The 24,209-nt window shown below is 72.0% G+C and carries 21 protein-coding genes and 3 pseudogenes; 14 read left to right on the top strand and 10 right to left on the bottom strand.

Features of this window, described 5'->3' with window-relative positions; all coding sequences use genetic code 11:
• Positions 1–72 precede the first annotated feature (72 nt).
• From LWC35_RS03485 to LWC35_RS03465, 5 genes and pseudogenes are all read left to right on the top strand, one after another.
• The gene (locus LWC35_RS03485; RefSeq protein ID WP_232868411.1) at positions 73–1,215 is read left to right on the top strand and encodes a helix-turn-helix transcriptional regulator; all 1,143 of its coding nucleotides are present in this window, start codon (positions 73–75) and stop codon (positions 1,213–1,215) included.
• A gap of 100 nt (positions 1,216–1,315) precedes the next feature.
• Entirely contained in the window at positions 1,316–3,088 is a 1,773-nt protein-coding gene (locus tag LWC35_RS03480; RefSeq protein ID WP_232868410.1) for a PEP-utilizing enzyme, read from the top strand.
• Positions 3,089–3,156: 68 nt separating this feature from the next.
• Positions 3,157–4,368 (top strand): cytochrome P450, encoded by a 1,212-nt coding sequence (locus tag LWC35_RS03475; RefSeq protein WP_232868409.1) that lies wholly within the window; start codon positions 3,157–3,159, stop codon positions 4,366–4,368.
• Positions 4,362–5,018: pseudogene (locus tag LWC35_RS03470) on the top strand (tyrosine-protein phosphatase). Before LWC35_RS03475 ends, LWC35_RS03470 begins: the two are co-directional and overlap by 7 nt.
• A gap of 164 nt (positions 5,019–5,182) precedes the next feature.
• Positions 5,183–5,368: a hypothetical protein gene (locus LWC35_RS03465; protein ID WP_232868408.1), complete on the top strand. Its 186-nt coding sequence runs from the start codon at positions 5,183–5,185 to the stop codon at positions 5,366–5,368.
• Between the two features lie 4 nt (positions 5,369–5,372).
• On the opposite strand, the gene LWC35_RS03460 is transcribed toward LWC35_RS03465, so the two are convergent.
• From LWC35_RS03460 to LWC35_RS03450, 3 genes are all read right to left on the bottom strand, one after another.
• Positions 5,373–6,638 (bottom strand): MFS transporter, encoded by a 1,266-nt coding sequence (locus tag LWC35_RS03460; RefSeq protein ID WP_232868407.1) that lies wholly within the window; start codon positions 6,636–6,638, stop codon positions 5,373–5,375.
• A gap of 128 nt (positions 6,639–6,766) precedes the next feature.
• Positions 6,767–7,069: a hypothetical protein gene (locus tag LWC35_RS03455; RefSeq protein WP_232868406.1), complete on the bottom strand. Its 303-nt coding sequence runs from the start codon at positions 7,067–7,069 to the stop codon at positions 6,767–6,769.
• A gap of 82 nt (positions 7,070–7,151) precedes the next feature.
• Positions 7,152–8,801, bottom strand: a complete 1,650-nt coding sequence (locus LWC35_RS03450) for an AMP-binding protein (RefSeq protein WP_232868405.1) — start codon at positions 8,799–8,801, stop codon at positions 7,152–7,154.
• A 195-nt stretch (positions 8,802–8,996) separates the two neighbouring features.
• Here LWC35_RS03450 and LWC35_RS03445 point away from each other — a divergent pair, with 195 nt between their 5' ends.
• Positions 8,997–9,278: an AMP-binding enzyme gene (locus LWC35_RS03445; RefSeq protein ID WP_232868404.1), complete on the top strand. Its 282-nt coding sequence runs from the start codon at positions 8,997–8,999 to the stop codon at positions 9,276–9,278.
• Here the strand turns inward: LWC35_RS03445 and LWC35_RS03440 are convergent.
• From LWC35_RS03440 to LWC35_RS03425, 5 genes and pseudogenes are all read right to left on the bottom strand, one after another.
• A pseudogene (locus LWC35_RS03440) lies at positions 9,275–9,646 on the bottom strand (MaoC/PaaZ C-terminal domain-containing protein); the annotation flags it as partial. The gene LWC35_RS03445 and the pseudogene LWC35_RS03440 sit on opposite strands and share 4 nt — an antisense overlap.
• A 240-nt stretch (positions 9,647–9,886) precedes the next feature.
• Positions 9,887–9,964: pseudogene (locus tag LWC35_RS40785) on the bottom strand (FAS1-like dehydratase domain-containing protein); the annotation flags it as partial.
• A 41-nt stretch (positions 9,965–10,005) separates the two neighbouring features.
• Positions 10,006–10,128 carry an FAS1-like dehydratase domain-containing protein gene (locus tag LWC35_RS03435; RefSeq protein WP_232868402.1) on the bottom strand — a complete coding sequence of 41 codons (123 nt, stop codon included), beginning with the start codon at positions 10,126–10,128 and terminating at the stop codon, positions 10,006–10,008.
• On the bottom strand, positions 10,125–11,732 hold the full coding sequence (locus LWC35_RS03430; protein WP_232868401.1) for a PEP/pyruvate-binding domain-containing protein: 1,608 nt from the start codon (positions 11,730–11,732) through the stop codon (positions 10,125–10,127). The genes LWC35_RS03435 and LWC35_RS03430 overlap by 4 nt, the downstream gene beginning before the upstream one ends.
• A 45-nt stretch (positions 11,733–11,777) precedes the next feature.
• Positions 11,778–13,448, bottom strand: coding sequence for an AMP-binding protein (locus tag LWC35_RS03425; RefSeq protein ID WP_232868400.1), 1,671 nt, complete (start codon positions 13,446–13,448; stop codon positions 11,778–11,780).
• Between the two features lie 109 nt (positions 13,449–13,557).
• Here LWC35_RS03425 and LWC35_RS03420 point away from each other — a divergent pair, with 109 nt between their 5' ends.
• On the top strand, positions 13,558–14,373 hold the full coding sequence (locus LWC35_RS03420; protein WP_232868399.1) for a tyrosine-protein phosphatase: 816 nt from the start codon (positions 13,558–13,560) through the stop codon (positions 14,371–14,373).
• On the opposite strand, the gene LWC35_RS03415 is transcribed toward LWC35_RS03420, so the two are convergent.
• Together LWC35_RS03415 and LWC35_RS03410 are read right to left on the bottom strand one after the other, a co-directional pair.
• Positions 14,360–15,439 (bottom strand): alcohol dehydrogenase catalytic domain-containing protein, encoded by a 1,080-nt coding sequence (locus LWC35_RS03415; protein WP_232868398.1) that lies wholly within the window; start codon positions 15,437–15,439, stop codon positions 14,360–14,362. The two genes, LWC35_RS03420 and LWC35_RS03415, sit on opposite strands and share 14 nt — an antisense overlap.
• A gap of 38 nt (positions 15,440–15,477) precedes the next feature.
• Positions 15,478–16,923, bottom strand: a complete 1,446-nt coding sequence (locus tag LWC35_RS03410) for an aldehyde dehydrogenase family protein (RefSeq protein ID WP_232868397.1) — start codon at positions 16,921–16,923, stop codon at positions 15,478–15,480.
• Positions 16,924–17,022: 99 nt separating this feature from the next.
• Here LWC35_RS03410 and LWC35_RS03405 point away from each other — a divergent pair, with 99 nt between their 5' ends.
• From LWC35_RS03405 to LWC35_RS03375, 7 genes are all read left to right on the top strand, one after another.
• Positions 17,023–17,418, top strand: coding sequence for a PEP-utilizing enzyme (locus LWC35_RS03405; RefSeq protein WP_232868396.1), 396 nt, complete (start codon positions 17,023–17,025; stop codon positions 17,416–17,418).
• Between the two features lie 13 nt (positions 17,419–17,431).
• Entirely contained in the window at positions 17,432–18,748 is a 1,317-nt protein-coding gene (locus LWC35_RS03400) for a hypothetical protein (RefSeq protein WP_232868395.1), read from the top strand.
• On the top strand, positions 18,745–19,953 hold the full coding sequence (locus LWC35_RS03395) for a cytochrome P450 (RefSeq protein ID WP_232868394.1): 1,209 nt from the start codon (positions 18,745–18,747) through the stop codon (positions 19,951–19,953). The genes LWC35_RS03400 and LWC35_RS03395 overlap by 4 nt, the downstream gene beginning before the upstream one ends.
• Positions 19,950–20,138, top strand: a complete 189-nt coding sequence (locus LWC35_RS03390) for a ferredoxin (RefSeq protein ID WP_232868393.1) — start codon at positions 19,950–19,952, stop codon at positions 20,136–20,138. The genes LWC35_RS03395 and LWC35_RS03390 overlap by 4 nt, the downstream gene beginning before the upstream one ends.
• Positions 20,139–20,282: 144 nt before the next feature.
• The gene (locus tag LWC35_RS03385; RefSeq protein ID WP_232868392.1) at positions 20,283–20,906 is read left to right on the top strand and encodes a MarR family transcriptional regulator; all 624 of its coding nucleotides are present in this window, start codon (positions 20,283–20,285) and stop codon (positions 20,904–20,906) included.
• A gap of 130 nt (positions 20,907–21,036) precedes the next feature.
• Positions 21,037–22,218 (top strand): acyl-CoA dehydrogenase family protein, encoded by a 1,182-nt coding sequence (locus tag LWC35_RS03380; protein WP_232868391.1) that lies wholly within the window; start codon positions 21,037–21,039, stop codon positions 22,216–22,218.
• Between the two features lie 2 nt (positions 22,219–22,220).
• On the top strand, positions 22,221–24,182 hold the full coding sequence (locus tag LWC35_RS03375) for an AMP-binding protein (RefSeq protein ID WP_232868390.1): 1,962 nt from the start codon (positions 22,221–22,223) through the stop codon (positions 24,180–24,182).
• Positions 24,183–24,209: the final 27 nt, after the last annotated feature.

The following is a 24,209-nucleotide window of genomic DNA, read 5'->3' as shown; positions in this document are numbered from 1 at the left end:
CGAACGGTCGGACCGCTGAGCGGGCGAGCCTGCGTACCGACGCATCGAGGCGAACCGGTCGGTCAGGAGGCTATGGTGCAGGACCTCGTCGATGACCTGAGCGGCGGTGACCCCGAACCGGAGGCCCTGCTCGCCCGGACCCACACCACTCTCGCCGAGATCGCGGACGTGGCCCGGCGCCACGACGACCCGCTGCTCGTCTGCCCCATGGCCGAGACGCTGCACGCGGCCGTGGAGTCCCTGACGGTGGGGGAGCGCTACCTGCGCCGGCGCCTGGGCCTGGCCGACGGCAGCGGTGCCACCGCGGACACCGCGGACCTGCTGCTCCTCCTGGAGGCCCAGGAGCTGCGCCTCTCCATCGGGGAGCTGCGGGTGCGGCGCCGGGCGAGCCTCGCCGCCGAGCTGCACCGGTCCCTGACCCGGCTGCGCGCCGGTCTGGACACCACCGCTCTGCTCCGCGAGGTACCGCGCGAGCTGGGGAGGCTGGGGTACAGCCGCTCCCTGATGTCCGGGGTGCGCGGCACCACCTGGCGGGCGACCTCCGCCTTCGCGCACCAGGACGAGTCGCTGGCGGGCGCGCTCGTGCAGGTCGGGTCGAGCATGCCCGGCCGGATCGGCCGCGAGGAGCCCGAGACGGAGGCGGTGCGCGGGCGGACGGCCGTGCTGGTCCGGGATGCGCAGTCGCAGCCTCGGGTCCACCGCCAGCTCGTGATCCTCGGCGACACCCGTGACTACGCCGCCGCCCCGGTGGTGGTGCACGGCGGCGTCGTCGGGTTGCTGCACGTCGACCGGCACTCGCAGGCCGACGCCGTCGACGAGGGCGACCGGGACCTGCTCGGCCTCTTCGCCGACGGGGTCGGGCTGGCCCTGGAACGGGCGCGCTACCAGGAGCGGATCGGTGCGTTGCGCCGCCAGTTCGAGCTGCAGATCAGCGGGATCGACGAGCTGACCTACGGAACCTCCGGGTGGGACGAGCTCGTCGAGCGCCCCACGTCGCACCCCTACCTGTCCGACGGGCCGCTCAACGAGCTCACCCGGCGTGAGCTGGAGGTGCTGCGTCACCTCGCCGGAGGTGCGTCGAACCAAGATATCGCCGACCGGCTCCAGCTGTCGGTCGGCACGGTGAAGACCCACGTCAAGGGCCTGCTCCGCAAGCTGGGAGCAGCCAACCGGGCCGACGCCGCCGCCCGCTTCCACGCGCTCACCAAAGGCTGAGCGGGGGAGAAAAGCACCCCCCGGGAGAGAGGTGGGTCACGTCGCGCGGGCAGAGGATCGGCAGGACGCGAGGACCACCTGTCGACCAACGGAGGTTGCCATGGCCGAGACGGCCGAGGACGTCGCCTACGAGCCCGTGGGTGTCGGGCTCAACGTCCACGAGACCCCCGCCGTCGAGGGCCGGGTCAAGTGGCTGGACTCGCCCGACGAGGTGCTGGACTTCGTCGAGGAGGAGGACGACGTCACCGACGTCGTGGTGATCGTCCGCGGTGGGACCACGACGTTCCTGACCCCGGCGCTTACCGCGGGGATCTGCGGGATCGTGACGCTGCAGGGTGCTCCGGAGAGCCACCTGGGCATCGTGAGCCGCGAGTACGGGATCCCGTGCATCATGTCCGTCGCCTTCGACAAGGGCGTGCGAACCTCGCGCGGCGAGGTCGTGCCCGCCGACGGCACCCGGATCAAGCTCGACGCGTCTACCCGGCCCAAGGCCACGGTCAGCGTCGAGGTCGGCGCCCCCGTCTCCGACGAGCCGGTCGCGGACGCGGGCCCCGGGATGACGCCAGAGCAGCTCGCCCAGATCCAGCTCCTGCTGGAGAAGTTCGGCGGGGAGGTCCCACACGGTGCCGAGGGCGATGCCGTGATGCGGGCGAAGCTGAACACGAAGATCCTCGAGCTGACCGACGACAGCGCGGACCGGCAGCTGACCGTGACCGAGGTCAACGACATCCTGCTCTACCTGACCTGGAACGAGTGGGACGCACTCGCCGCCCGCGCGACCGAGGGGGAGTCCGGCCTGATCCCGCGCCAGGAGTACGAGGCGCTGGGCATCCTCAACTCGTGGTTCCGGCACCCGGGCTGGCTCAACGTGATCGAGGAGAAGGTCGGCGGCACGGGCGTCGTGGACATCGGTGCCCTCGCGCAGCGCGAGATCGGCACCAAGGTCAACCTCCTGCACGCCTGGGCGGCCCTGGCCGCTCCGTTCTTCGGCCGCGGCATCGCGGTCGAGATGGGCCTGCACGACGAGCACCGCGGGGCGGCGGACCTGCTCCCCAGCGCCACCACGGTCCGCCGGATCTACCAGGGCATCTGGGGGCAGGGCGGCATGTTCACCTCAATGCGGGACTACCACGCACCCCTGTTGAACGGCGCATGGCTGGACCGTTTCGCCGCCGACCGCATCGCGCTTGCGGGCACTGATGCCCGCTCCGCCTTCCAGAAGTTCAACGCCTCGGCCGAGCTGCTGGGCTTCCTGCACCACTTCGACAACCGACTCGGCCTGGGCGACAGCGGCCCCTACCCGCTGCCCGACGGCGAGTTCGTCATGGTCCGCGACCTGTTCGTCAACGAGCCCGCCTTCGAATGGTCCGAGCTCTCTGGCGATCTGCCGTACTCGATCACCATGGCGATGGCCTTCAAGCCGGACAGCGGACTCGAGGTGAAGGTCACCGACCTGTCCACGATGTTCACCGAGCCCACGAACTACCTTCAGCACCTCGCCGGTGTCTCGGTCTACACCCGGCAGCACTGGGACACCCCGGCCACCGAGGTCCAGGCGCTCTCGGTGTCGGACATGGCCGCGCTGCGGCAGCGCGTCGAGACGGCGTCCGCTGCGCTCTACCGGCACATCGCGGGCATGGAGCACCGGGAGAAGGTGCTGGCCGGCGCGAAGGTCTACACGGCGGGCTTCATGCTCCCGTTCGCCCGCGCCGCCGGAGTCTACGACGAGCTCGTCGCCGAGCACGGGCTCTTCGAGGTCCACCACGAGGCGGCGGCGGTCTACGACCGGATCGTCAGCGGCGTCGCGACCGAGATGATCCCGCGGCTGTTCCTCACCGGCTCGTGGGGTGTGCCGGTGCCCGAGCAGGGCTGACCGCCCCCGGGCCGGTGGGCTCGGCCCCCGGGCGCACCGGCCTACCGTTCGACAAAGCAGGAGACGAGATGACGGTGGACGTCGGGTCCGCTTCGGAGATCGACCTCACGGACATGCGACCGTTCGTGGCGGGCACCCAGCACGAGCTGTTCCGGGCATTGCGGGACCACGACCCGTTGCACTGGAACGACGAGACCGACGGCGGACGCGGCTTCTGGTCGCTGACCCGCTACGCCGACGTCCGCGAGGGGGCGAGCGACCACGAGCGGCTCTCCAGTGCGGAGGGCACCCAGCTCGCAGAGCGCCGCGTCGAGGGCAAGCTGCACAGCCTGCACAACATGGACGAGCCCGAGCACGGCAAGCTCCGGCGCATCGCGATCCCGTACCTGCGGGCGGTGAAGATCAAGCGCTGGCAGGCGTCGATCACGGAGTCCGTGACCACCCTGCTCGACGAGATCGAGGCCGCGGGCGAGGTCGAATTCGTCCACGCCGTGTCGGCCAACCTGCCGATCCGCGTACTGGCGCGCGTGCTCGGCGTCCCCGCGGAGGACTGCGCGACGCTGGCCGAGCTCAGCAACGTCGCGCACATCCAGGACCCCGAGTACGTCACCACCGACGAGCAGCGCGAGACGGCCCGCGAGGAGCTGTTCGCCTACTTCAAGGACCTGACCGCCAAGCGTCGCGCCGACCCGCAGGACGACCTCGTGTCGGTGTTGGTGCAGGGCGAGGTGGACGGCGAGCCGCTGAGCTGGGAGCAGCTCGCGGCCTACTACATCGTGCTCATGGCCGCCGGGAACGAGACGACCCGGCACCTGATCTCCGGCGCCGTCGACGCCTTCGACCGCTTCCCCGACGAGTGGGCGCGGCTGCGCGTGGACCGGAACCTGCTCCCGTCTGCCGTCGAGGAGATGTTCCGGTGGGTCTCGCCGGTCGCGTTCATGCGGCGCACCGTGCTCGCGCCGGTCGAGTGGCACGGCCGCACGATCGAGCCGGGGCAGAAGGTGGTGCTGTGGTTCGGCAGCGCCAACCGGGACGAGAGGGTGTTCACCGACTCCGACCGGTTCGTGATCGACCGAACCCCGAACGACCACCTGACGTTCGGCTGGGGCGTGCACTTCTGCATGGGCGCCCACCTGGCCCGCGCCGAGGTCAGCGCCCTGTTCGGGCAGATGCTCGACCGCGGGCTGGACGTCCGGCTGGCGCGGCCACCGGAGCGGCTGGAGGCGAGCATGTTCGCCGGGATCAAGCGCATGCCGGTCACCGTCGAGCGCACGTGGTGAGCCCGACGGCGGGGCTGCTGCACTTCCGCGAGGTCGCCGGGCTGCCCACCCCCGACGGCCGTCGGGTGCGCCGCGGGCAGCTGTTCCGCAGCGACACCCCGCAGTTCCGCAACGCGGCGGGCGCCCGACACCTCGTCGACGAGCTCGGCATCCGCACCGTGCTCGACCTGCGGCTCCAGCACGAGGTGGAACGGGAGGGGCGGGGCGAGCTCGCCGCGCTGCCGCACCGGCACCTGCCGTCCAATTCGGCGACGTGATCGGCGACTCCTCGGCGGGCCGGGTGGCGCCGCGGGCCCGACGGGTGAGCATCTTGCCTGACCTACGTGCGGGCGTCGCCGGAGTCGGTGGCCGGCGCCGTCACCGAGCTCGCGGACGCCGCCGGGGCGGTCCTCGTGCGCTTCAGCGTCGCGCGGGACCGGACCGGGGTGGCCGTCGCGGTGGTGCTCGAGGCGCTCGGCGTGCCGCGCGAGAAGGTTGTGGCCGAGGGCGCCGCGGAGCCCGCCGGTGCGCGGGCGGGTATGGAGCGGCTGCGAACCATGGTCACCCACGGGGAGGCCGTCGCAGCGTTCCCCGCCGACCTCTACGACACCACCCCGACTCCATACGCCGATTTCTGGACGAGCGGCACGGCGGCGCACTCGGGCTGCTGACCGCGCACGGGGTCGGCGCCGACGTCGTCGAACGGCTGCGGGACCGTCTACTCGAGAGGACCTGATGTACCCCCCTGTGCACGCCGCCGAGGCACCCGAGCGGCCCGCGATGGTCCTGGCGGACAGCGGCGCCACCCAGGCCTACGCCGAGCTGGGGGACCGCAGTGCCCGGCTCGCCACCTGGCCGCGCCGGCCTGGTCGAGGTGCACTCCGCGGGCACCGCGATAGCCGCCGTGGTCATCGTGCTGCCCACGGCCCGCCTGCAGGAGCGGATGGCGGCGGGGCTCGTCGAGAGCCTCGCCGGGGCGTCGTCGGCGGTCGAGGCCTGCCTCGCCGACGACGCCGGGTGAGGCCTCAGTCCGTCGCCGGGACCTCGCTGTGGTCCAGCGAGTACCGGTACGGGCCCATGAACAGCAGGCAGGCGATGCTGACCGCGACCAGTCCGACGATCGGGAACGCACCCGCACTGTAGGAGCCGGTGGCCGCATAGATCTGGCCGAGCAGGAAGATCCCGAAGGCCGAGCCCATGGCGTACAGGAAGTAGACGAAGCCGAGGACCCGGGCGTAGGAGTGCTTGGGGAAGTAGCGGCTCACCATGTACGCGGCGACATCACCCTCGGCGCCAAGGCCGAGGCCGACCAGCGCCGCCCCCAGGAACAGCAGCCCGACCTGCGTGGACAAGATCAGCAGGAACACGCCGACCGCGGTCAGCGCGAAGATGGCGGTGGCGATCAGCGGGGCGAAGAAGCGGTCCAGGAGGTAGCCGACCAACAGGCGGGCGGCCAGCGAGGCCAGGCTCACCGCCGAGAGGACGGCGACCGCGGTCGGCTGCGCGACACCCTTGTCCGTCGACATCGGCACGACCTGGGCCATGAGCCCGAAGGTGGCCGAGGAGACCAGGAAGATCGCGATCGCGAGCAGCCAGAACTGCCGGTAGCTCCGCGCCACCGTCCAGAGGGACTCACCCGCGACCCGCCCCGCCCGGCGCGCGGCCAGGCGCTCGGCCTCGTGCTCGGGCGGCATCCGGGTGACGAAGGCGTACACCGACGCCGGGATGACGGTGCACAGCGCACCGATCACGAGGAACGCACCGCGCCAGCCGACGAGGCCGAGCAGCCCGTTTGCCAGGAACGGCATCAGCACGCCGCAGGCACCGAGTCCCGCCATCATGACGCCGAGCGCGATCCCGCGCCGGTCGCGGAACCAGGCGCTGACCACGGTGGCGTGGGCGACAGGATTGACGGCGCCGGCGCCGGCGCCGATCAGCACACAGAGCGCGAAGAACAGTGTCGGGCTGTCGCCGAGCGTGCTCAGCAGCATGAGCCCGCCACCGAACGCCAGCACCATCGGGACGGAGGGCTTTCGCGGCCCGAAGCGGTCCACCAGGACGCCCAGCGCCACGATGCTGATGCCGATGAACACGGTCTGCACGGACAGGCCGTTGGTGAGGACGCTGCGCTCCCAGCCCAGCTCTTCGGCCATCGGCTTGCCGAGCACATTGATGAGCACGTTGACCGTGCTGGTCCCGAACAGGAGCGTCAGGAACCCGGTGATGGGGAACCACCAGCGGTGCAGGACGCCGGTCCCCACACTGGTCGGTGTCGCACTGCGTGTACTCATGCCTGTTCCCGTCTGTCGGGGCGCTCACGGGCCCGATCCGGTCGAGCGTGACGGATGGGACCTCCGTCACGCTCGACAGGGAACATTATGGTCTGGCCAAAGTCAATGGTCGGACCGAAGCCTTCGTGTCATGCGTGGGCGGCGGCGATCTTCGCGGTGTCGCAGTACTCCTGGAAGCACTTCACGTCGCCGTCCTCGAACGTGAAGATCTGCACGTACACGCCCCGGAAGGCGACGTGCTCGTTGCTCCAGGACTGCCCGGCCTGCACGTCGACGCGGCTGCCGGCCCGGGTGACGATGGTGTTCGGGTCCTCGCCGACGAGGATGTCGGTGATCTCCCGGTGCTCGGTGAAGTGCTCGCAGTAGGCGGGTCGGCCGTCGGGACAGGTGCGACAGGACCCGCAGCAGCCGAAGGTGAGCGCGGCCAGCACCTCGTCCGGGCACGGCGCGGCGAGGTCCAGCTCGATGATGTCCGAGGGCGGCGGGCCCCGCGCGCGACGGAGGTGGTGACCTTCACGCGCCGCCCCGGGCCAGGTCGCGCAGGACGAACTTCTGCACCTTGCCCGTGGCGGTCATGGGCAGCTCGTCGACCAGCAGGAGCTTCTCGGGCAGCTTCTGGGTGGAGATCCCGCGGCCGCGCAGGAAGTCGGTGACCTCGGGGAGGGTGGGCTGCTCGCCCGCGGTCGGCACCACGACCGCGCAGACCTTCTCGCCGAGCCGCTCGTCCGGGTAGGCGACGACGGCGACCTGGGCGACCGCGGGGTGGTCCAGGATGTACCCCTCGACCTCGGCGGCGCTGATGTTGGTCCCGCCGCGGATGATGATGTCCTTCAGCCGGCCGGTCACCCGCAGGTAGCCCTGCTCGTCGAGCCGGCCGAGGTCGCCGGTGTGGTGGCGGCCCTGGCGGTCGATGGTGGCCGCGGTGCGCTGCGGATCCCGCCAGTAGCCGAGGATCGCGCCGGGACCGGCGTAGCAGATCTCGCCCTCCTCGCCGGTCGGCACCGCCTCACCGTCCGGCCCGAGCAGGGTGATCTCGATGCCGTCGAGTGCCGCGGACCCGTCCGACCCCGCCCGGCGCTCCAGCGAGTCTCCGGGGTGACAGCAGGTGCCGGCGAGGATCTCCGTCGCGCCGTAGAGCGGCATGAGGACGCCGCCGGCGAACGCCTCGTGAAACTCGTCGGCGAGCGCGGCTGGGATCGGCGCACCCGCACACAGCCAGAACCGCATCGACGACAGGTCCCGCTGGGCCGTGCGCTGCGCGTCGAGGGCCATCCGCACGAACGGGGTCGCCGTGGCGGTGGCGGTGCACCGGTACCGCTCGATGCGGCGCAGCCCCTCCTGCGGCTCCCAGACGTCGAGCAGGTGGGTCTCGGCGCCGACGGCCAGCGGTACGAGCACCCCCACCACCAGGCCGGTGGCGTGCGCGACCGGCGAGGGCATGAACACGACGTCCTCGCGACGGGTCTGGAACACGTCGTGGGCCAACCCGCGCGCCGAGTAGAACGCCGTGTTCCAGGTGTGCACGCAGCCTTTCGCCGTCGACTCGGTCCCGGAGGTGTAGACGATCAGGTGCGGCAGGTCCGGGTCTGCGGGCGGGCCGAACATCGCCGGGTCGGCCTCGGTTGCACAGGCCTCCTCGAAGCCCAGCTCGTCCTCCTCGACCGTGCCGCGGGCGACGATCAGGGTCCCGAGCTCCGGGATTTCCGTGCGGAGGGCGCGGAACATCCCGGCGTGGTCGAAGCCCCGGAACTCGCCCGGGCAGATCGCTGCGACCGCGCCGGAGTTGCGCAGGACGTGCTCGACCTCGGTCCGCCGGTACACCGCCATGATCGGGACGAGGACCGCACCGATCCGGGCGATCGCGAGGTAGCCCACCACGAACTCGGCCCAGTTCGGGAGCTGCATCACGACCCGGTCGCCGCGCTCCACGCCGGCGCCGACCAGGGCGGTGGCCAGACCGTCCACACGGTCCCGCACAGTCGTGTAGTCCCACTCCACGGTGCCGTCCGAGACGAACCGCCGGCCCGGAGTCTCGGCCGCCCAGCGGTCGAGCAGCTCGACCGGTGAGCCGCCGCGCCACCAGCCGCGATCCCGGAAGAGTCGGACCGACTCCTCGTCGTAGCGGTCGTGCACGGTCAGTACCGGGATTGTGGGGCTGGTCATGATTCTCTCCGCCTCGTCGCGGGCCGACCGGGATGGGGAAAGGCTAGCGAGTTCTGATCGCCCTTACCAATGGTCGGTCCAAAAGATCGCCCGGCGACGTGGACCCACGCACCCATGCGGCAGCGGCGCCGCACCGCCCGGACGGGTACCTGAACCTGACCGGCAGGGCTCAGTCAGACGATCATCAGCGGCGGCGTGAACGTCTACCCTCGCGAGGTCGAGGACCTGCTCGCGCTGCACCCCGCGGTCGCGGACGTGGTCGTGTTCGGGGCGCCTGACGAGGAGTACGGCGAGCAGGTGCGCGCCGTCGTGGAACCGCTCGGGGAGCCGGCGCCGGGCCTTGCCGAGCAGCTCGTCGCGCACTGCCGGGAGCGCCTGGCCCACTACAAGTGCCCGCGGCGTATCGACCTCGTCGACCGGGTCCCGCGCAGCGACGCGGGCAAGATCCTGCTCGACCGGGTGCGGGGCGCGGTCTAACCCCGGCGCACCAGCGCGTTCGCCCGCACGACCTCCTGGCCATCGGCCGTGGCACGGAGCGCCAACCCGGCCAGCGGCTCGTCCGCGGAATCGGTGAGGCCGGTGACCTCGCCGGTGAGCCGCAGGATCGCACCCGGCTGCACCGGGGCGAGAAAGCGCACGTCGAGCTCGCGCAGGTGCTCGACGCCGCACCAGTCCGTGAGCCAGGACGCGAGCATCCCGGCCTGCATCTGCCCCATCGCGATCACGTCGTCGAAGCCCGCCTCACGCGCGAACTCGGGATCGTGGTGCAGCGGGTTGAAGTCCCCGCCCGCGCCGGCGAACCGGATGATGTGGGTCCGGGTGACCGGGCCGAGCTCCTGCTGGGGGACCGGGTCGCCCTCCGCGACGCGGCGAGGCTCCCGCCCGCTCACCGGCCACGCTCCACCACGGTCTCGCGCCACTCGACGGCGGTCTCGCCCGCCTCGTCGAGGAACCGGGTCTCCAGGGTGAGCCTGCGCATCGGGCGGGATCCCGGACCGGCCCCCCACCTCCTCGTCCCCGACGAGCGTGCGGGCGCCTCGCAGCCGGTCGCCCGCCACCAATGGCCGGTGGTAGCGCCAGCGCACCCCGCCGACCATGACGCGTTCCAGGGCCGGGCCGAGCTTCTCGACCATGGCTCGCTGGTCCCGGTGGTGCCCGCTCACCACGACGTGGGTGGGGGTGGCGGCCACCGCGGAGAGGCCCGCTACCCGGCGGCGGCGGGGTCCGAGTGCACCGGGTCCAGGGCCGTGGTCGCCGCGGCGAACTCGTCGATCTTGCCCTCCTCCACGGTAAACCCCACCTCGTCGACGACGTCTCCGATGTTCATCCCGCCCACTCCTCCAACAGCGCCAGCTCGGGCAGGTGCTCGCACAGTACGGCCTCCTCGTCGGTGGCGGGCCCGTCCGTGGCGGCGGGGTCGTCGCCGAGCCAGATCTCGCCGGTGGTGCCGTCGAGTGTCACGAGATCGCCTGCCGCGATGGTGAACCGGCCGTCCCGCGTCCGGGCTCCCTCGCCGGTGATCTCCAGGTCCTCCGCCCCGACGACGGCGGGCAGCCCCCAGCCGCGCGCGACGACGGCGGCATGGCTGACCAGCCCGCCGGTCCCGGTGATCACGCCGACCGACACCGCCATGCCGGGCACGTCCTGCGGGCTCGTCTCGGGCCGGATGAGCACGAGGTCCTCGTCCTCCCCGGCGTCCGCGGCCTCCTCCGAGCTGAACACCGCCTTCCCGGTGACCCGCCCGGGTGAGGCGCCGAGTCCCTTCGCGACCGCCTCGCCGCGCTGTGCCACCCCGGCCGCGGCCAGCACCGCCTTCCGTGCGGCCGCCCGGACCTCCGGGTCGACCCGGGCCACCGCCTGCTCCCGCGTGAGCGGGCAGTCCGGCTCCTCGGCCATCTGCACCGCCGCGCGGACCGCGGCCACGGCACTGCGCTTCCCGATCCGGGTCTGCAGGACCCACAGCCTGCCCTGCTCCACGGTGAACTCGACGTCGCAGATGTCCGCGTAGTGCTGCTCGAGCCGGTCGAGCACCCCGTCCAGCTCGGTCCAGATCGCGGGCAGCTCGGCCCTGAGGGACTCGATCGTCTGCGTGCGGGCGACGCCGGACACCACGTCCTCGCCCTGGGCGCGCGGCAGGTAGTCGCCGTAGCGGCGGGCCTCGCCCGTGGACGGGTCCCGGGTGAACACCACCCCGGTTCCGGACTCGCCGCCCCGGTTGCCGAACACCATGGCCTGCACGTTCACGGCCGTGGCCAGGGCGCCGTCGATCTGCTCGCGCTGCGCGTAGGCCAGCGCCCGCTCGCTGCCACACGAGCGGAATACGGCCTCGATCGCCCCGCACAGCTGCGAGCGCGGGTCCTGCGGGATCTCGACGGTCGCGCGCACCCGGGCGATCTCCGCCCGCAGCGCGTCGATGTCGTCCGCGGGAGCCTCCTCGCCGAGATCGTCCACCCCGAGCACCGTCGTGGCGTACATCCGCACGAAGCGGCGGTAGCAGTCCCAGGCGAACCGCTCGTCCCCGGAGGCGGCGGCCAGCCCGAGCACCGTCTCGTCGCTGAGGCCCAGGTTGAGCACGGTGTCCAACATGCCCGGCATCGATCGCGGGGCGCCGCTGCGCACGGCGAGCAGCAGCGGGTCCGCCGGATCGCCGAACCGCCTGCCCAGGATCCGGCCGAGCCGCTCGACGTGGTCGGTGACCAGCCCGTCGAGCTCGGCGGGCCAGCCGCCCGCCAGGTAGCGGCGACAGGTGCCGACGGTGATGGTGAAGCCGGGCGGAACGGGGAGCCCGAGCGCCGTGGTCATCTCGGCAAGGCCGGCCCCCTTGCCGCCGAGGACGTCCGCCAGGCCACGGGCCGGCACTCCGTGGTCGTGGTCGAAGGGGAACACCGCGACGCTCGACGGGGCGTCGGCGACTGTGGTCGGGGAGGGCATCGTTGCGGTCCTCTGGATGTGTCGTCGGGACGGTGCGCCGCCGAGTCAGGCGCGGGTCGGTGCGACCCGGGCGATCTTGCGGGCGATGTCGTCCCGGAGCAGGTGCTTCTGGATCTTGCCCGTGGCCGTCGTCGGCAGGCTCTCGACGAGCTCGAGTCGCTCGGGGGTCTTCTGGATCGCGACGCCACGCTCCAGAAGGTAGGACTTGAGCTCCTCCAGGGACGGCGGGCGGGCCGCGTCCGCCGGAACCACGTAGCAGCAGACCCGTTCGCCGAGCCGCACGTCCGGCATCCCGACGACGGCCGAGCTGCCGACGCCGGGGTGCTCGACGAGCAGGTCCTCCAGCTCCCGGACGCTTATGTTCATGCCTCCGCGGATGACGATGTCCTTGGTGCGCCCGGTGACCCGGACGTAGCCGTCGGCGTCCATCCGGCCGAGGTCGCCGGACCGGGAGAAGCCGCGGGCGGTGTACAGCTCGGCGGTCTCCTCCGGGCGCCCGAGGTAGCCCAGCATGTGACTCGGCCCCCTGTAGGCGATGTCGCCCTCCTCGCCCTGCGGGACGATCGCCCCCGCCTCGTCGACGATCTCGACGGCGGCACCGGGCAGCGGGGCGCCGTCGGAGACCAGCGCGCGCTCGGGATCGTCCACGACCGTGCAGGTCGTGGTGGTGAGGTTCTCGCTGCGCCCGTAGAGGCTGAGGATCTTGGCGCCAGGCAGTACCGTGCGGGCCCGCTCGACCACCGAGCGGGGGATCGGCGCCCCCGCGGAGACCCAGACCCGCAGGCTGGAGGTGTCGTGCTCGGCAGGGTCGAACGCGTCGAGCAGCATCTGCAGGAAGGTGGTGGCCGTGACCGCCACCGAGCAGCCGTAGCGGGCGATCTCGACCAGGCCGCGCTTCGGCTCCCACTCGGCCATCACGTGTGTCGAGCCGCCGGCGAGCAGCGGCATCAGTATCCCGGTCACCAGGCCTGTGGTGTGGGTGATCGGGGACGGGCTGAAGCCCACGTCGTCCGCGGAGTAGGCGAACGCCTCGGTCAGCCCCCTGGCACCGGAGGCGTAGGTGTTGAAGGTGTGCACACAGCCCTTGGGCCGGGCCGTCGTGCCCGACGTGTAGACGATCACTAACGGGTCGTCGGCCGTCACCGGGGTGCCGATCGAGGCGACGGCCTCCGCCGGGTCGACGTCGGGGGTCACCGCGGCGAGCGTGGTGAGCACGCCCTCGGGGACGACGTCCGCACGCACGGCGACGACGGTGTGCACGGTCGGCCTGGTGGCCGCGAGATCGCGGTACATCCCGAGGTGGTCGAAGCCTCGGAAGATCGCGGGGGTCACCACGACCGACACCCGGGCGTCGTCGAGCACGTGCCCGACCTCGTCCCGCCGGTAGACCGGCATGATCGGCACCATGATCGCGCCGAGTCGCGCGACGGCGGCGGCCACGACCACGAACTCCGACCAGTTCGGCAGCTGGACGGCCACCCGGTCGCCCGCCCGGACGCCGCGCTCGCGCAGGCCCAGCGCCAACCGTGCCGAGCGGTCGCGCACCTCGGCGTAGCGGTACGACGTCGATCCGTCCGTCACGAACGTCTTGTCGCCCCAGACCTCGGCCTGGCGGGTGATGAGCTGGGCGAACGTCTCCGTGGTCCAACAGCCGGAGTCGTAGTACCCCTGCACCTCGGCCGCCGAGTAGCGGTCGCTCACGGTGGGAATCTCCATCGATTTCCGTCCTGGATGGTCGGTCCGGCGGTACCGGAAGGGCGCCCCGATTCGGTCCGAAATTACAATGGTCTGGCCGAAAATTCAACACCGGTGCACACTGTCGACCATGGACGAGACGGCGGCCTGGGATGTCCGGTCCACTCACCGACCGGTGGGGGCCACGACCAACCTCCGCGATCTCGGCGGGACGCCCACCGAGGACGGGCGTGCCGTGCTGAGCGGGCGGGTCTACCGGGCCGAGGCCCTCGTGGCCCCGGGCACCACCACACGGTGCACGGCGTGGCTGCCCGAGCACACCGACGCCTACCGCGCGCTGGGTGTCCGCACGGTGCTCGACCTGCGGTCCGCCGGGGAGGCGGAGCGGATCGCCTCGTCCTGGCCGGAGGCGACCGGAGCCGACTACGTCGCGCTGCCCATCGAGGAGGGCGGCGAGGGCGACACGGACTACGTCCGGGAGATCCGGACCGGAGTGCGGACCGGGTTCACCGCCGCGGACATGGCCGGGTACTACGCCCTCACGCTGCGCAGGCGGACCGTCGAGTTCGGTGCCGGGCTGCGAATCCTGGCCGACCCCGGCAGGCACCCGGTGCTGATCCACTGCGCCGCGGGCAAGGACCGGACCGGCCTGCTGGTGGCGCTCCTGCTGGAGGCGCTCGGTGTCGCCCGCGAGGTCGTCGTGGCGGACTACGCGCTGACCGGAGTCCTGCGGCCCGACCGGGTGCAGGCGTACGCCGACCTGTTCGAAGGCATCGACCTCGCCGCCGTCGCAACGCTGTTCGACAGCCCGGCGGCGGCCATGGAGGAGGCGCTGACCGGGCTGGATGTCGAGTGCGGGTCCGTCACCGGCTTCCTCGTCGACCGCTGCGGGGTCACCTGGAGCGAGATCGACTCGCTCCGGGCGAACCTGCTCAGTCCATCGTGAGGACGGTGCGCACCACCGACCCGTCCCGCTGCGCGGCGACCACCTCGTTGATCTCCTTGAGGTCTGCGGTGCCGCTGATCAGCCTCTCGATCGGCAGCCGCCCGGCCCGCCAGAGGTCGACGAGCATGTGGATGTCCCGGCGCATGCTGATGCCCCCGTGGAAGCTGCCGGTGAGCTTCTTGTCGTCGTGGAAGAGCTCGTAGGCCGACAGCGGCACGGTGTCGCCCGGGCGCCCGGCTCCGACCACGGTGACGGTCCCGCCCCTCCGCACGGCCTTCCAGGCCGCGAGCACGGTCGGCGGCTGCCCCACCGCGTCGATGACGACGTCGAGGTCCTTCGCCCGGTCGGCGAACTCCTCGGGCGTCATCGCCTCGGTGGCGCCGAGGCTCAGCGCGGTCCTCCGGCGTCGCTCGGTCGGGTCCACTGCGATGAGTCGCGCCGCGCCCGCGACCACGGCCCCGAGGATCGCGTTCAGGCCGACCGCGCCGGCGCCGATCACCGCGAGCGTGTCGCCCGGCGAGACGCTCGCGCTCCGCAGCGCGGCGCCGACGCCGGTCGGGACGGCGCAGCCGAGCATGGCCGCGACCGGGAAGGGCACGTCCTGCGGGACGGGCAGGACCGCCCGCCGCCGCAGCACGGTGCGCTCGGCGAAGGTCGCCGTGTTCATGCCCTGGTGGACGGGCTCGCCGTCGATCGAGAGGCGGTGGGTCGCGGTGTGCTCCCTGCCCGCCCGCGCGTCCGCGGTGGAGGTCCGGCGGGCACAGAGGTGCTCGTCGCCCCGCAGGCACGGTGCGCACTCCCCGCACGACGGCACCCAGAGCACCAGGACGTGCTGCCCGATCTCCAGGTCGGCCACGCCCTCGCCGAGCTCGTCGACGACCCCGACGCCCTCGTGCCCCAGTACGACGGGGGTGGGCTGACCGAAAACCGTGGTCAACGACAGGTCCGAGGCGCACACCCCCGCCGCGCGAAGTCGGACGCCGACCTCGCCTGGGCCAGCCGGGGTGAGGTCGACGTCGCCGATCTCGAACGGGCCGCCGGAGGTCCACTGGACTGCTGCTCGCATCGTTGCTGCTCCTGTCTGGGGGGCTGGTCGAGGGCTGGTCAGCCGCGGGGGAGACGGTGGACGGAGGTCAGGGCGAGGTACTCCTCGATGCCCTCGAGGCCGAACTCGACGCCGAGCCCGCTGTCCCTGTGACCGGCGAAGGGGGCGGCGGCGTTGGAGCCGTAGTGGTTGATCCCGATGGTGCCCGCCTCGATGCGGACGGCGACCGCGGCGGCTCGCCCCTCGTCCCGGGAGAAGATCGTGGCCGCCAGGCCGTAGGGGGTGTCGTTCGCGAGCGCGACGCCCTCGTCGAGGCCGTCGTAGCCCAGCACCGACAGCACCGGGCCGAAGATCTCCTCCCTGGCGATCCGCATCGACGGGGTGACGTCGTCGAACACGGTGGGCTCCACGAAGAAGCCGCGGTCCCGCCCGGCGGGCGTGCCGCCGCCGACGACGGCCTTGGCCCCCTCGGCGTGCCCGCTCTCCAGGTAGCCCAGCACCCGGTCGCGCTGGCGGGCGGAGACGAGCGGGCCGAAGAACGTCGACGGATCGAACGGGTCCCCGAGCGGCGCGGACGACACGACGTCCGCAACCAGGTCGACGATCTCCCCGCGTCTGGTGTTCGGGACGATGAGCCGGGTGCAGGCCTTGCAGGTCTGTCCCGTGTTGCGCATCGAGACCTTGAGGATGCTGCGGGCGATGACCTCGGGATCGGCGTCGTCGAGCACGAGGGCGGGCGACTTGCCGCCGAGCTCGAGCACCACGGGCCGCAGGGCCCGTCCGCACGCCTCCCCGATGCTGCGCCCGACCGCCGTCGAGCCGGTGAAGGAGATCGTGCGGACGAGCGGGTGCTCCACGAGGGCCTGGCCGGTCGCTCCGTCCCCGGTGACCAGGTTGACGACGCCGGCGGGGAGCCCGGCGGCCTCGACCGCGTCCATCAGCATCCGCGCGGCCAGGGGGGTCTCGGCCGCGGGCTTGATCACGACCGGGCATCCGGCGACGAGCGCCGGGCCGAGCTTCACCACGATCAGGCTGAGCGGGTAGTTCCACGGCGTGATCAGCCCGGCCACGCCGAGCGGCCTGCGCTGGACCAGCGTGTCGCCCGGCGCCATCGGGTTGGGGCGCACGTCCTCGGCGAAGAGCGACGGGCCGACCTCGGCGCAGTGCCGCAGGTGCGCGGCCGCGGTGGTCGGGGCGTGCGCCGACTCGGCGACCGGCGTCCCGTTCTCCCGGGTGATCGTCTCGGTGAGGCCGGACGCTCGTCGCTCGATTTCCTCCGCCAGCCGGACGACGAGGCGACACCGTTCGACGACCGGGGTGGCGCCCCAGTCGCGCGCGACCGCGTCGGCGGCGCGGACCGCCGCATCGACGTCCGCGGCGTCGGCGCTGACCACCTCGGCGAGCGGGTCCTCGGTGGTCGGGTCGACGACGGCGGTGCGCCGCTCGGACCCGGAGGTCCGCCAGCGGCCGGCGACGTAGACGTCGCCGATCTGGTCTACAGGCATCGAGGCGTCCTTGACACGGGTGAGTGGGGCCACAATCATACTGCTGTTCGGCCTGACCATTTTAACGGTTGACCGCAGCCAAGCGTGTTGGAGGAGAAGTTGTCAACGGAGACACTCATCGGTACCGGCATCAACGTCTTCACGTCGGACGCTCGCACCGTCGGGAAGATCCGCTTCCTGGACTCCCCCGAGGAGGTGCTGGACTTCATCGACGGCCCGGACGTGGCCGAGACGATCGTGATCTCCCGCGGCGGGACGACCACGTTCATGTCCCCGGCGCTGATGGCGGGGGTCGCAGGCCTGATCACGCTGCAGGGGGCCCCGGAGAGCCACCTGGGCATCCTGTCGCGCGAGTTCTCCATCCCGTGCGTGATGTCGACGGCGTTCAGCGAGGGCGTCCAGACCTCTCGGGGGGAGACCGTCCCGGCTGACGGGAGCACCGTGCGGCTGGACATCACCGGGGACAAGGGCCAGGTCTTCCTGGTCTCCGAGTGATCGGGAGAGTCACGTGAGCGACGAGATCGACGTCCAGCTGCTGCTGCAGAAGTACAAGGGCAGGTATCCGCAGGGGACCGCGGGGGACGAGCAGGTCCGCGCCGACCTGCCCGTCCCCTTCATCGAGACCACCGACGCGGACGTCCGCACCTCCGGTCTGAGCGACGACCAGGTGAACAGCTGGCTGGAGTATGCGGGCTGGAACCTCTGGGACTTCATCCTGGGCCGCGCGTCCGAGGGGGAGTCCGGACTGATCCCGCGCCAGGAGTACGAGACCGTCTCCTTCGTCCAGCAGTGGGCCAACTATCCGAAGTTCATCCGGATCCTCACCGAGGAGCTGGGCGTCGACGGGCTGCTGGAGCTGGCCACCACGTCGCGCCGCGAGGTCGGTACCAAGGTCAACGTCACCCGGAACTGGGCGGCCTCGGTGTGCCCGATCCTGGGTCGTGGCATCGCCGTCGATCTCGGCTTCCACGGGCCGGACGACCGCCGGGAGGACCTCGAGGACTTCATCCAGTTCGGCCGCAGGCTCCAGCACGGCACGTGGGGCGGTGGCCCCGGGTTCGTGTCGGCCCGCGGCTTCCAGGTCCCCGTCCTGGACGACGACGTGCTCGCGACCCTGGTCGACCAGGCGAAGCCGCTCGAGGGCCCGGCGCGGGACGCGTTCCGCAAGTTCAACGCGAAGACCGAGCTGTTCGGCTTCATGCTGCACTACGACTGCCGCGCCGGGATGGGCGACACCGGCCCGTACCCGCTGCCGGGCGGCCGGTTCGCGATCGTGCGCGACCACTTCCTCAACGAGACCGCCTACCCGTGGTCCGGCGTCGCGGAGGGCCTGCCCTACTGCGTCACCGAGGTGCTGATCTTCCCCTCGGACACGGTGACGGCGACGGTCAACGAGATCATGACGACCTTCACCCAGCCGACCAACTACCTCGATCACCTGATCGAAGGGGTCGTGTTCGCCCGGGACGAGATCGACACTCCGATGTCGCAGCTGCGGGTGCTGGACGCCCCGGAGATGGACCGCATCTCGGAGCGCTGTCACAAGGGCACCCTGGGCATGTACCGCGCCCTGGCGAAGAAGTCCCGGGACGAGAAGATCCGCGACGGGATCATGGTCTACACCCGTGAGTTCCTGCAGAGCCACGCCCTCAAGGTGGGCCTGTGGGACCGCTTCCTGGCCGAGGGCTTCGACACCATGACCGCCGACGCCGAGAAGGCCTGGCCCGTCCTCACCGGCGGGAAGGCGGCGGAGGTGCTCACGCCCGTGCTGCTGTTCGGCAAGGGCTTCCCGACCGTCACCAGCAAGGAGAGCCAGCCGGCATGAGCATCGCGACCCACGGCGCCGCGCAGGTCGACCTCAGCGATCTCGCCCCCTTCCTCGCGGGGCGCGAACACGAGCTGTTCCGGGAGATCCGGGAGCACGACCCGCTGCACTGGAACACCGAGCCGAACGACGGGCCCGGGTACTGGTCGTTGACGAGGTACGCGGACCTGATCACGGCGATCGAGGACCCTGCGACCTTCGTCAACGGGCAGGGGACGCAGATCCCCAGCCGTCGGGTCGAGGGCCACACGCCCACGGTGCACAACACCGACCCGCCTCGGCACACCGAGCTGCGCAAGGTGGCCACGCCGCACCTGCGGGCTGTCAAGGTCAAGGAGTGGCAGGACCTCATCGAGACGTCCGTCTCGACGATCCTGGACGACATCGAGCGGCGGGGCGAGGTCGAGCTCGTGAGCTCGGCCTCGGCCGTGCTGCCGATCCAGGTGCTCGGCCAGGTCCTCGGTGTACCGGCGCAGGACTGCCCGCTGCTCGCCAACTGGACCGACCGGGTCATCTCCGACGACCCGGAGTTCATGCGCAGCCCGGACGAGAAGGAGCGCGCCCGCGAGGAGCTGTTCGACTACTTCCGGGGCCTCACCGAGGCCCGTCGGGCCGAGCCGCGCAACGACATCGTCTCGAAGCTGGTCGCCGCTCGCATCGGTGGCGAGCCGTTGTCCTGGGAGGACCTCGCGGCCTACTACTTCGTGCTGGTGGGAGCGGGCAACGAGACCACACGCAACCTGCTCACCGGTGCGGTGCTGGCCTTCGCCGAGTTCCCGGGCGAGTGGGAGCGGCTGCGCGCCGACCGGGCCCTGCTGCGACCGGCGATCGAGGAGCTGCTGCGCTTCATCACCCCGATCCGGGCCATGCGCCGCACGGCGACCAAGGACGTCGAGTGGCACGGCCGCACCATCCGGACGGGCGACAAGGTCGTCCTGTGGTTCCAGGCCGCGAACCGGGACCCCGAGGTGTTCGCCGAGCCCGACACCCTGACGATCGACCGGACGCCGAACCAGCACCTCGGTTTCGGCTGGGGCATCCACACCTGCCTGGGCTCGCACCTGGCCCGCGCGGAGGTGTCCACCTTCCTGCGGCACGTCCTCGAGCGCGACCTGCGCATCGTGCCCGTCGCGGAGCCGGACCGCCTGCACACCAACCAGTTCCACGCCTTCAAGCGCCTCCGGGTCCGGGTGGAGCAGGCATGAGGGTGAGCGTCGACCGGGATCTGTGTGTCGCGCACGGTCAGTGCGAGTACAACGACCCCGACCACTTCACGATCAACGACGACGGCGAGCTCGAGCTCGACGAGAACCCGCCGGACGACTCCCGGGCGAGCGTGGTGCGGGCCGTGTCCGCATGCCCGGTGCGGGCGCTCACCGCCGAGTACTGAGTCACCGAGGGGCGTCCCCCGCTCCGCCGCGCGGCGGGCACCACCCGCCCGGCGACGCCGGCCCGCTGACCGCGACCGCGAGGTCGAGCTGTCCGCCCCGTCCCGACCGCACCGATCAAGACCTGTCCCGAGAGGAGGCCGACGATGGCCGACACGGAGCGATTCCTCGTGGTGCACACCCTGAGGGTGAAGGGCCTCGCGTCCGCCGAGCACCTCGCCGAGATCACCGGATGCCCCGACCTGGTTCCGGTCCTGGAGGAGCTGACCGCAGAGGGGCTCGTGAAGCTCCGCACCGGGCGCGTCGGTGGCTACACGCTGACCAAGGAGGGCCGGGCGGCGCACCCCGACCTCGTCGCGGCGGCGGTCACCGAGGGCGAGCGGGCGGGGGTCGCCCGCACCTACGAGGCCTTCATCCCGGTGAACGGGAGGTTCAAGGAGGTCTGCACCCGGTGGCAGATGCGCCCGGGTCCCGACGGTGCCCAGCAGTCCAACGACCACTCGGACGCGGCCTACGACGCGACGGTCATCGAGGAGCTGGGTGCGGTGCACGAGGACGCGGTCCGGGCGCTCGCGCCGGCCGCCGACGCCTCGGCCCGCTTCGGGCGCTACGTCGACCGGTTCACCGCCGCCCTGGAACGGGTCCGCGCCGGCGAGCAGGCGGCGTTCGCCCGGCCGATGAGCCACTCCTACCACGACGTGTGGATGGAGCTGCACGAGGACCTGCTCCTCACGCTCGGCCGGGTGCGCGACGCCGCGGACGGACACTGACGCGCCTCGAGCGCCCCGGGCCCGCGACCGCCCCGTCGCGGCCCGCCTGCTCTCCGCCCTGTGACACGCCCCTGCTGGTTTTGGTCTGACCGATATAATATTATCAGGGGAGATCGACGAAGGAGCTTCCATGGATCTCTCAGACTCCCCGGAGGAGGCGGAGTTCCGCACGCGGGTGCGGGCCTGGCTCGCCGAGACCCTTCCCGAGCTGCCTTGGCCGGAGCCCGTCGAACTCGCCGACAAGCTGCCGTTCTGGCAGCAGTGGCAGCGCCTGCTGTTCGAGGGCGGCTACGCCGGCATGTCCTGGCCGCGCGAGTACGGCGGCCAGGGGGCGGACGCGAAGATCCGCGCGGTGTTCACGGACGAGGCCGATCGCGCCGGAGCTCCCGAGCGGCTCAACACCGTGGGCGAGGACTTCGCCGGTCCCACGATCATCGCCTTCGGGTCGGACGAGCAGAAGGAGCGCTTCCTCCGCCCGATCCTGACCGGGGACGAGCTGTGGTGCCAGCTCTTCTCCGAGCCCGACTCGGGCTCGGACCTGGCGTCGCTGCGGACCAGGGCGACCAAGGTCGACGGAGGATGGCGGATCTCCGGTCAGAAGATCTGGACCAGCCGCGCGCACCTCGCCACGAACGCCATCCTGCTCGCCCGCACAGGCGGTCCGGACCTCCCGCGGCACAAGGGCATCACCTACTTCCTGCTCCCGCTGGCGAGCGAGGGTGTCACGGTCCGCCCGCTCGCGCACATGCTCGGCGAGGCCGAGTTCAACGAGGTGTTCCTCGACGAGGTCTTCGTGCCGGACGAGTTGGTGCTCGGCGAGGTCGACGGCGGCTGGAAGGTCGCCATGGCCACGCTCGGCTTCGAGCGGGTGGGGATCGCGACCGGACGCGTGAACACCAAGCGGGCCGTGGACGACATCGTCGAGCAGATCCGCGGGATGACGGACGCGTTCGGCGCCCCGCTCGGTGCGGACCCGACGGTCCGGCGGGAGGTCGCGGACCTGTACGGGCGCGCGCTGGTGCACCAGGCCATCGGGCAGCGCGTCCTCACCATCGCCGCGGACGGCGGCCCGCCCGGTCCGGTCACCTCGATCGGCAAGCTGTACTTCTGCCCGCTGGTCGAGGACCTCGCGGACTTCCGCCAGTCGCTGTCCCCACTCGGTGGGCAGCTGGCGCCGGAGGAGCAGTCGCCCGCCGAGAGCCGCTGGCAGCGGCTCGCCTACCAGGCCCGCGGCACGGCGATCGCCGGTGGATCGACCTTCATCCAGCGCAACATCGTGGCCGAGCGGATGCTCGGCCTGCCGAGGAGCTGACCATGGTCGCCGATCCGTACGTCTGGACCCCCGGTGCGGAGTACCTCGAGGACTCGCGCGTGGCGCACTTCGCCCGCGCCCACGGCATCGAGGGGATCTCGGCCCTGCGCGCCCGCTCCGTCGCCGACGTCGGGTGGTACTGGGACGCGGTCGTGACGGACCTCGGCCTGCGGTTCCTCCGGCCGTACCGCCGGGTCCTGGACCTCTCGGCCGGGGTGAGCGACCCGGACTGGTTCGTCGGCGGCGAGCTGAACGTCGCCGACTCCTGCCTCACCCGCTGGGCGGAGGACCCGCAGCACCGCGACCGCACCGCGGTCGTCCACGAGGCCGAGGACGGCAGCACCGACGCGCTCACGTTCGGCGAGCTCGAGGACCGGGTGCGGAGGGTCGCCGCGGGCCTGCGGGGCTTGGGCATCGGTCGTGGCGACGCCGTCGCGCTGTACCTGCCGATGGTCGGTGAGGCCGTGGTGGCGTTCTACGCCGCCGCGCGGATCGGCGCGGTCCTGGTGCCGTTGTTCTCGGGCTTCGCCCCGGGTGCGATCGCCTCCCGGCTGGGCGACGCGGAGGTCAAGGCCGTCGTGGTGGCCGAGTCGACGGTGCGGCGCCGCAGGACGGTCGCGATGGTGCCACCGATCAGGGAGGCGGTCGCGCAGAGCCCGTCCGTGCGGCACGTGATCGTGGTCGGCGCGCCTGGTGAGGGGGAGACGGCCTGGTCGGACCTGCTCGCCCACGACCCGGAGCCCGGCCCGGCGGAGCCGATGGCCGCCTCGGACGTCCTGCTGCTCGCCTACACCTCCGGGACGACCGGGAAGCCGAAGGGCGCGGTCCACACCCACGCAGGCTTCCTCGTCAAGACCGCGAGCGAGGTCGCCTACTCCTTCGACGTCGGTCCCGGCGGTGTGTTCTGCTGGATCACCGACATGGGCTGGATCATGGGCCCACTGTCGATCGTCGGGACGCACGCCAACGGCGCGGCCCTCGTGCTCTACGAGGGCTCGCCCGACGTGCCGGACCTGCATCGGCTCTGGCGGCTCGCCGAGCGGCACCGGGTCACGATGCTGGGAGTGTCCCCGACGCTGATCCGGACGATCCGCGGGACCGACGCGGACGCGGTCGCCGGGTTCGACCTGTCCGCCGTGCACACACTCGGTTCGACGGGTGAGCCGTGGGACCCGGAATCGTACGACTGGCTGGCGCGCACCGTGTTTGCCGGTCGCGTCCCGGTCATCAACTTCTCCGGCGGCACGGAGGTCGGCGGGTCGTTCCTCGCCCCGTACCCGATCGAGCCGATCGCGAGCTGCTCGCTGGGCGGACCGTCGCTGGGCATGGACGTCGACGTCGTCGATGCGGCGGGTGAGCCCGTGCGCGGCGAGGTCGGGGAGCTGGTGTGCCGCCAGCCCTGGCCCGCGATGACACGGGGCATCTGGCGGGACCGGGAGCGCTATCTGGAGGCCTACTGGTCGACCTTCCCCGGGCTGTGGCGCCACGGCGACCACGCGGTGATCGACGCGGACGGGCGGTGGTACCTGCGCGGCCGGTCGGACGACGTCATGAACGTCGCAGGCAAGCGGCTCGCCCCCGCCGAGGTCGAGGCCGTCCTGATCGCTCATCCCGCGGTGGCCGAGGCCGCCGTCGTCGGGGTGCCGGACGCGAAGAAGGGCGAGGCCGTCTGGGCCTTCTGGGTGCCGCGCGCCGAGGTGCCGGAGGCCGCGCCCGACCGGGCCGAGGAGATCGCCGAGGACCTCCGACGCCGAGTCGGCGAGGAGCTCGGCAAGCCGTTCGCGCCGAGCCTGGTGTGTCGGGTGCCCGAACTGCCCAAGACCCGGTCGGCGAAGATCATGCGCCGGGCGGTGCGAGCCGCGGCACTCGGGCAGGATCCGGGGGACCTCTCCGGTGCGGAGAACCCGCAGGCGCTCGACGTGGTGCGAGAGGCAGTGCAGAGCACGGTCGGCGACGATGGCTGAGGCGCTCGGCCCGGGCGCCGCCATCGC

Origin of the sequence: Pseudonocardia kujensis, assembly GCF_021283305.1 — a bacterium.
GTDB lineage: Bacteria > Actinomycetota > Actinomycetes > Mycobacteriales > Pseudonocardiaceae > Pseudonocardia > Pseudonocardia kujensis.
The sequence above is the reverse complement of the archived record's forward strand: the minus strand, read 5'-3'. Positions and strand labels throughout refer to the sequence as shown.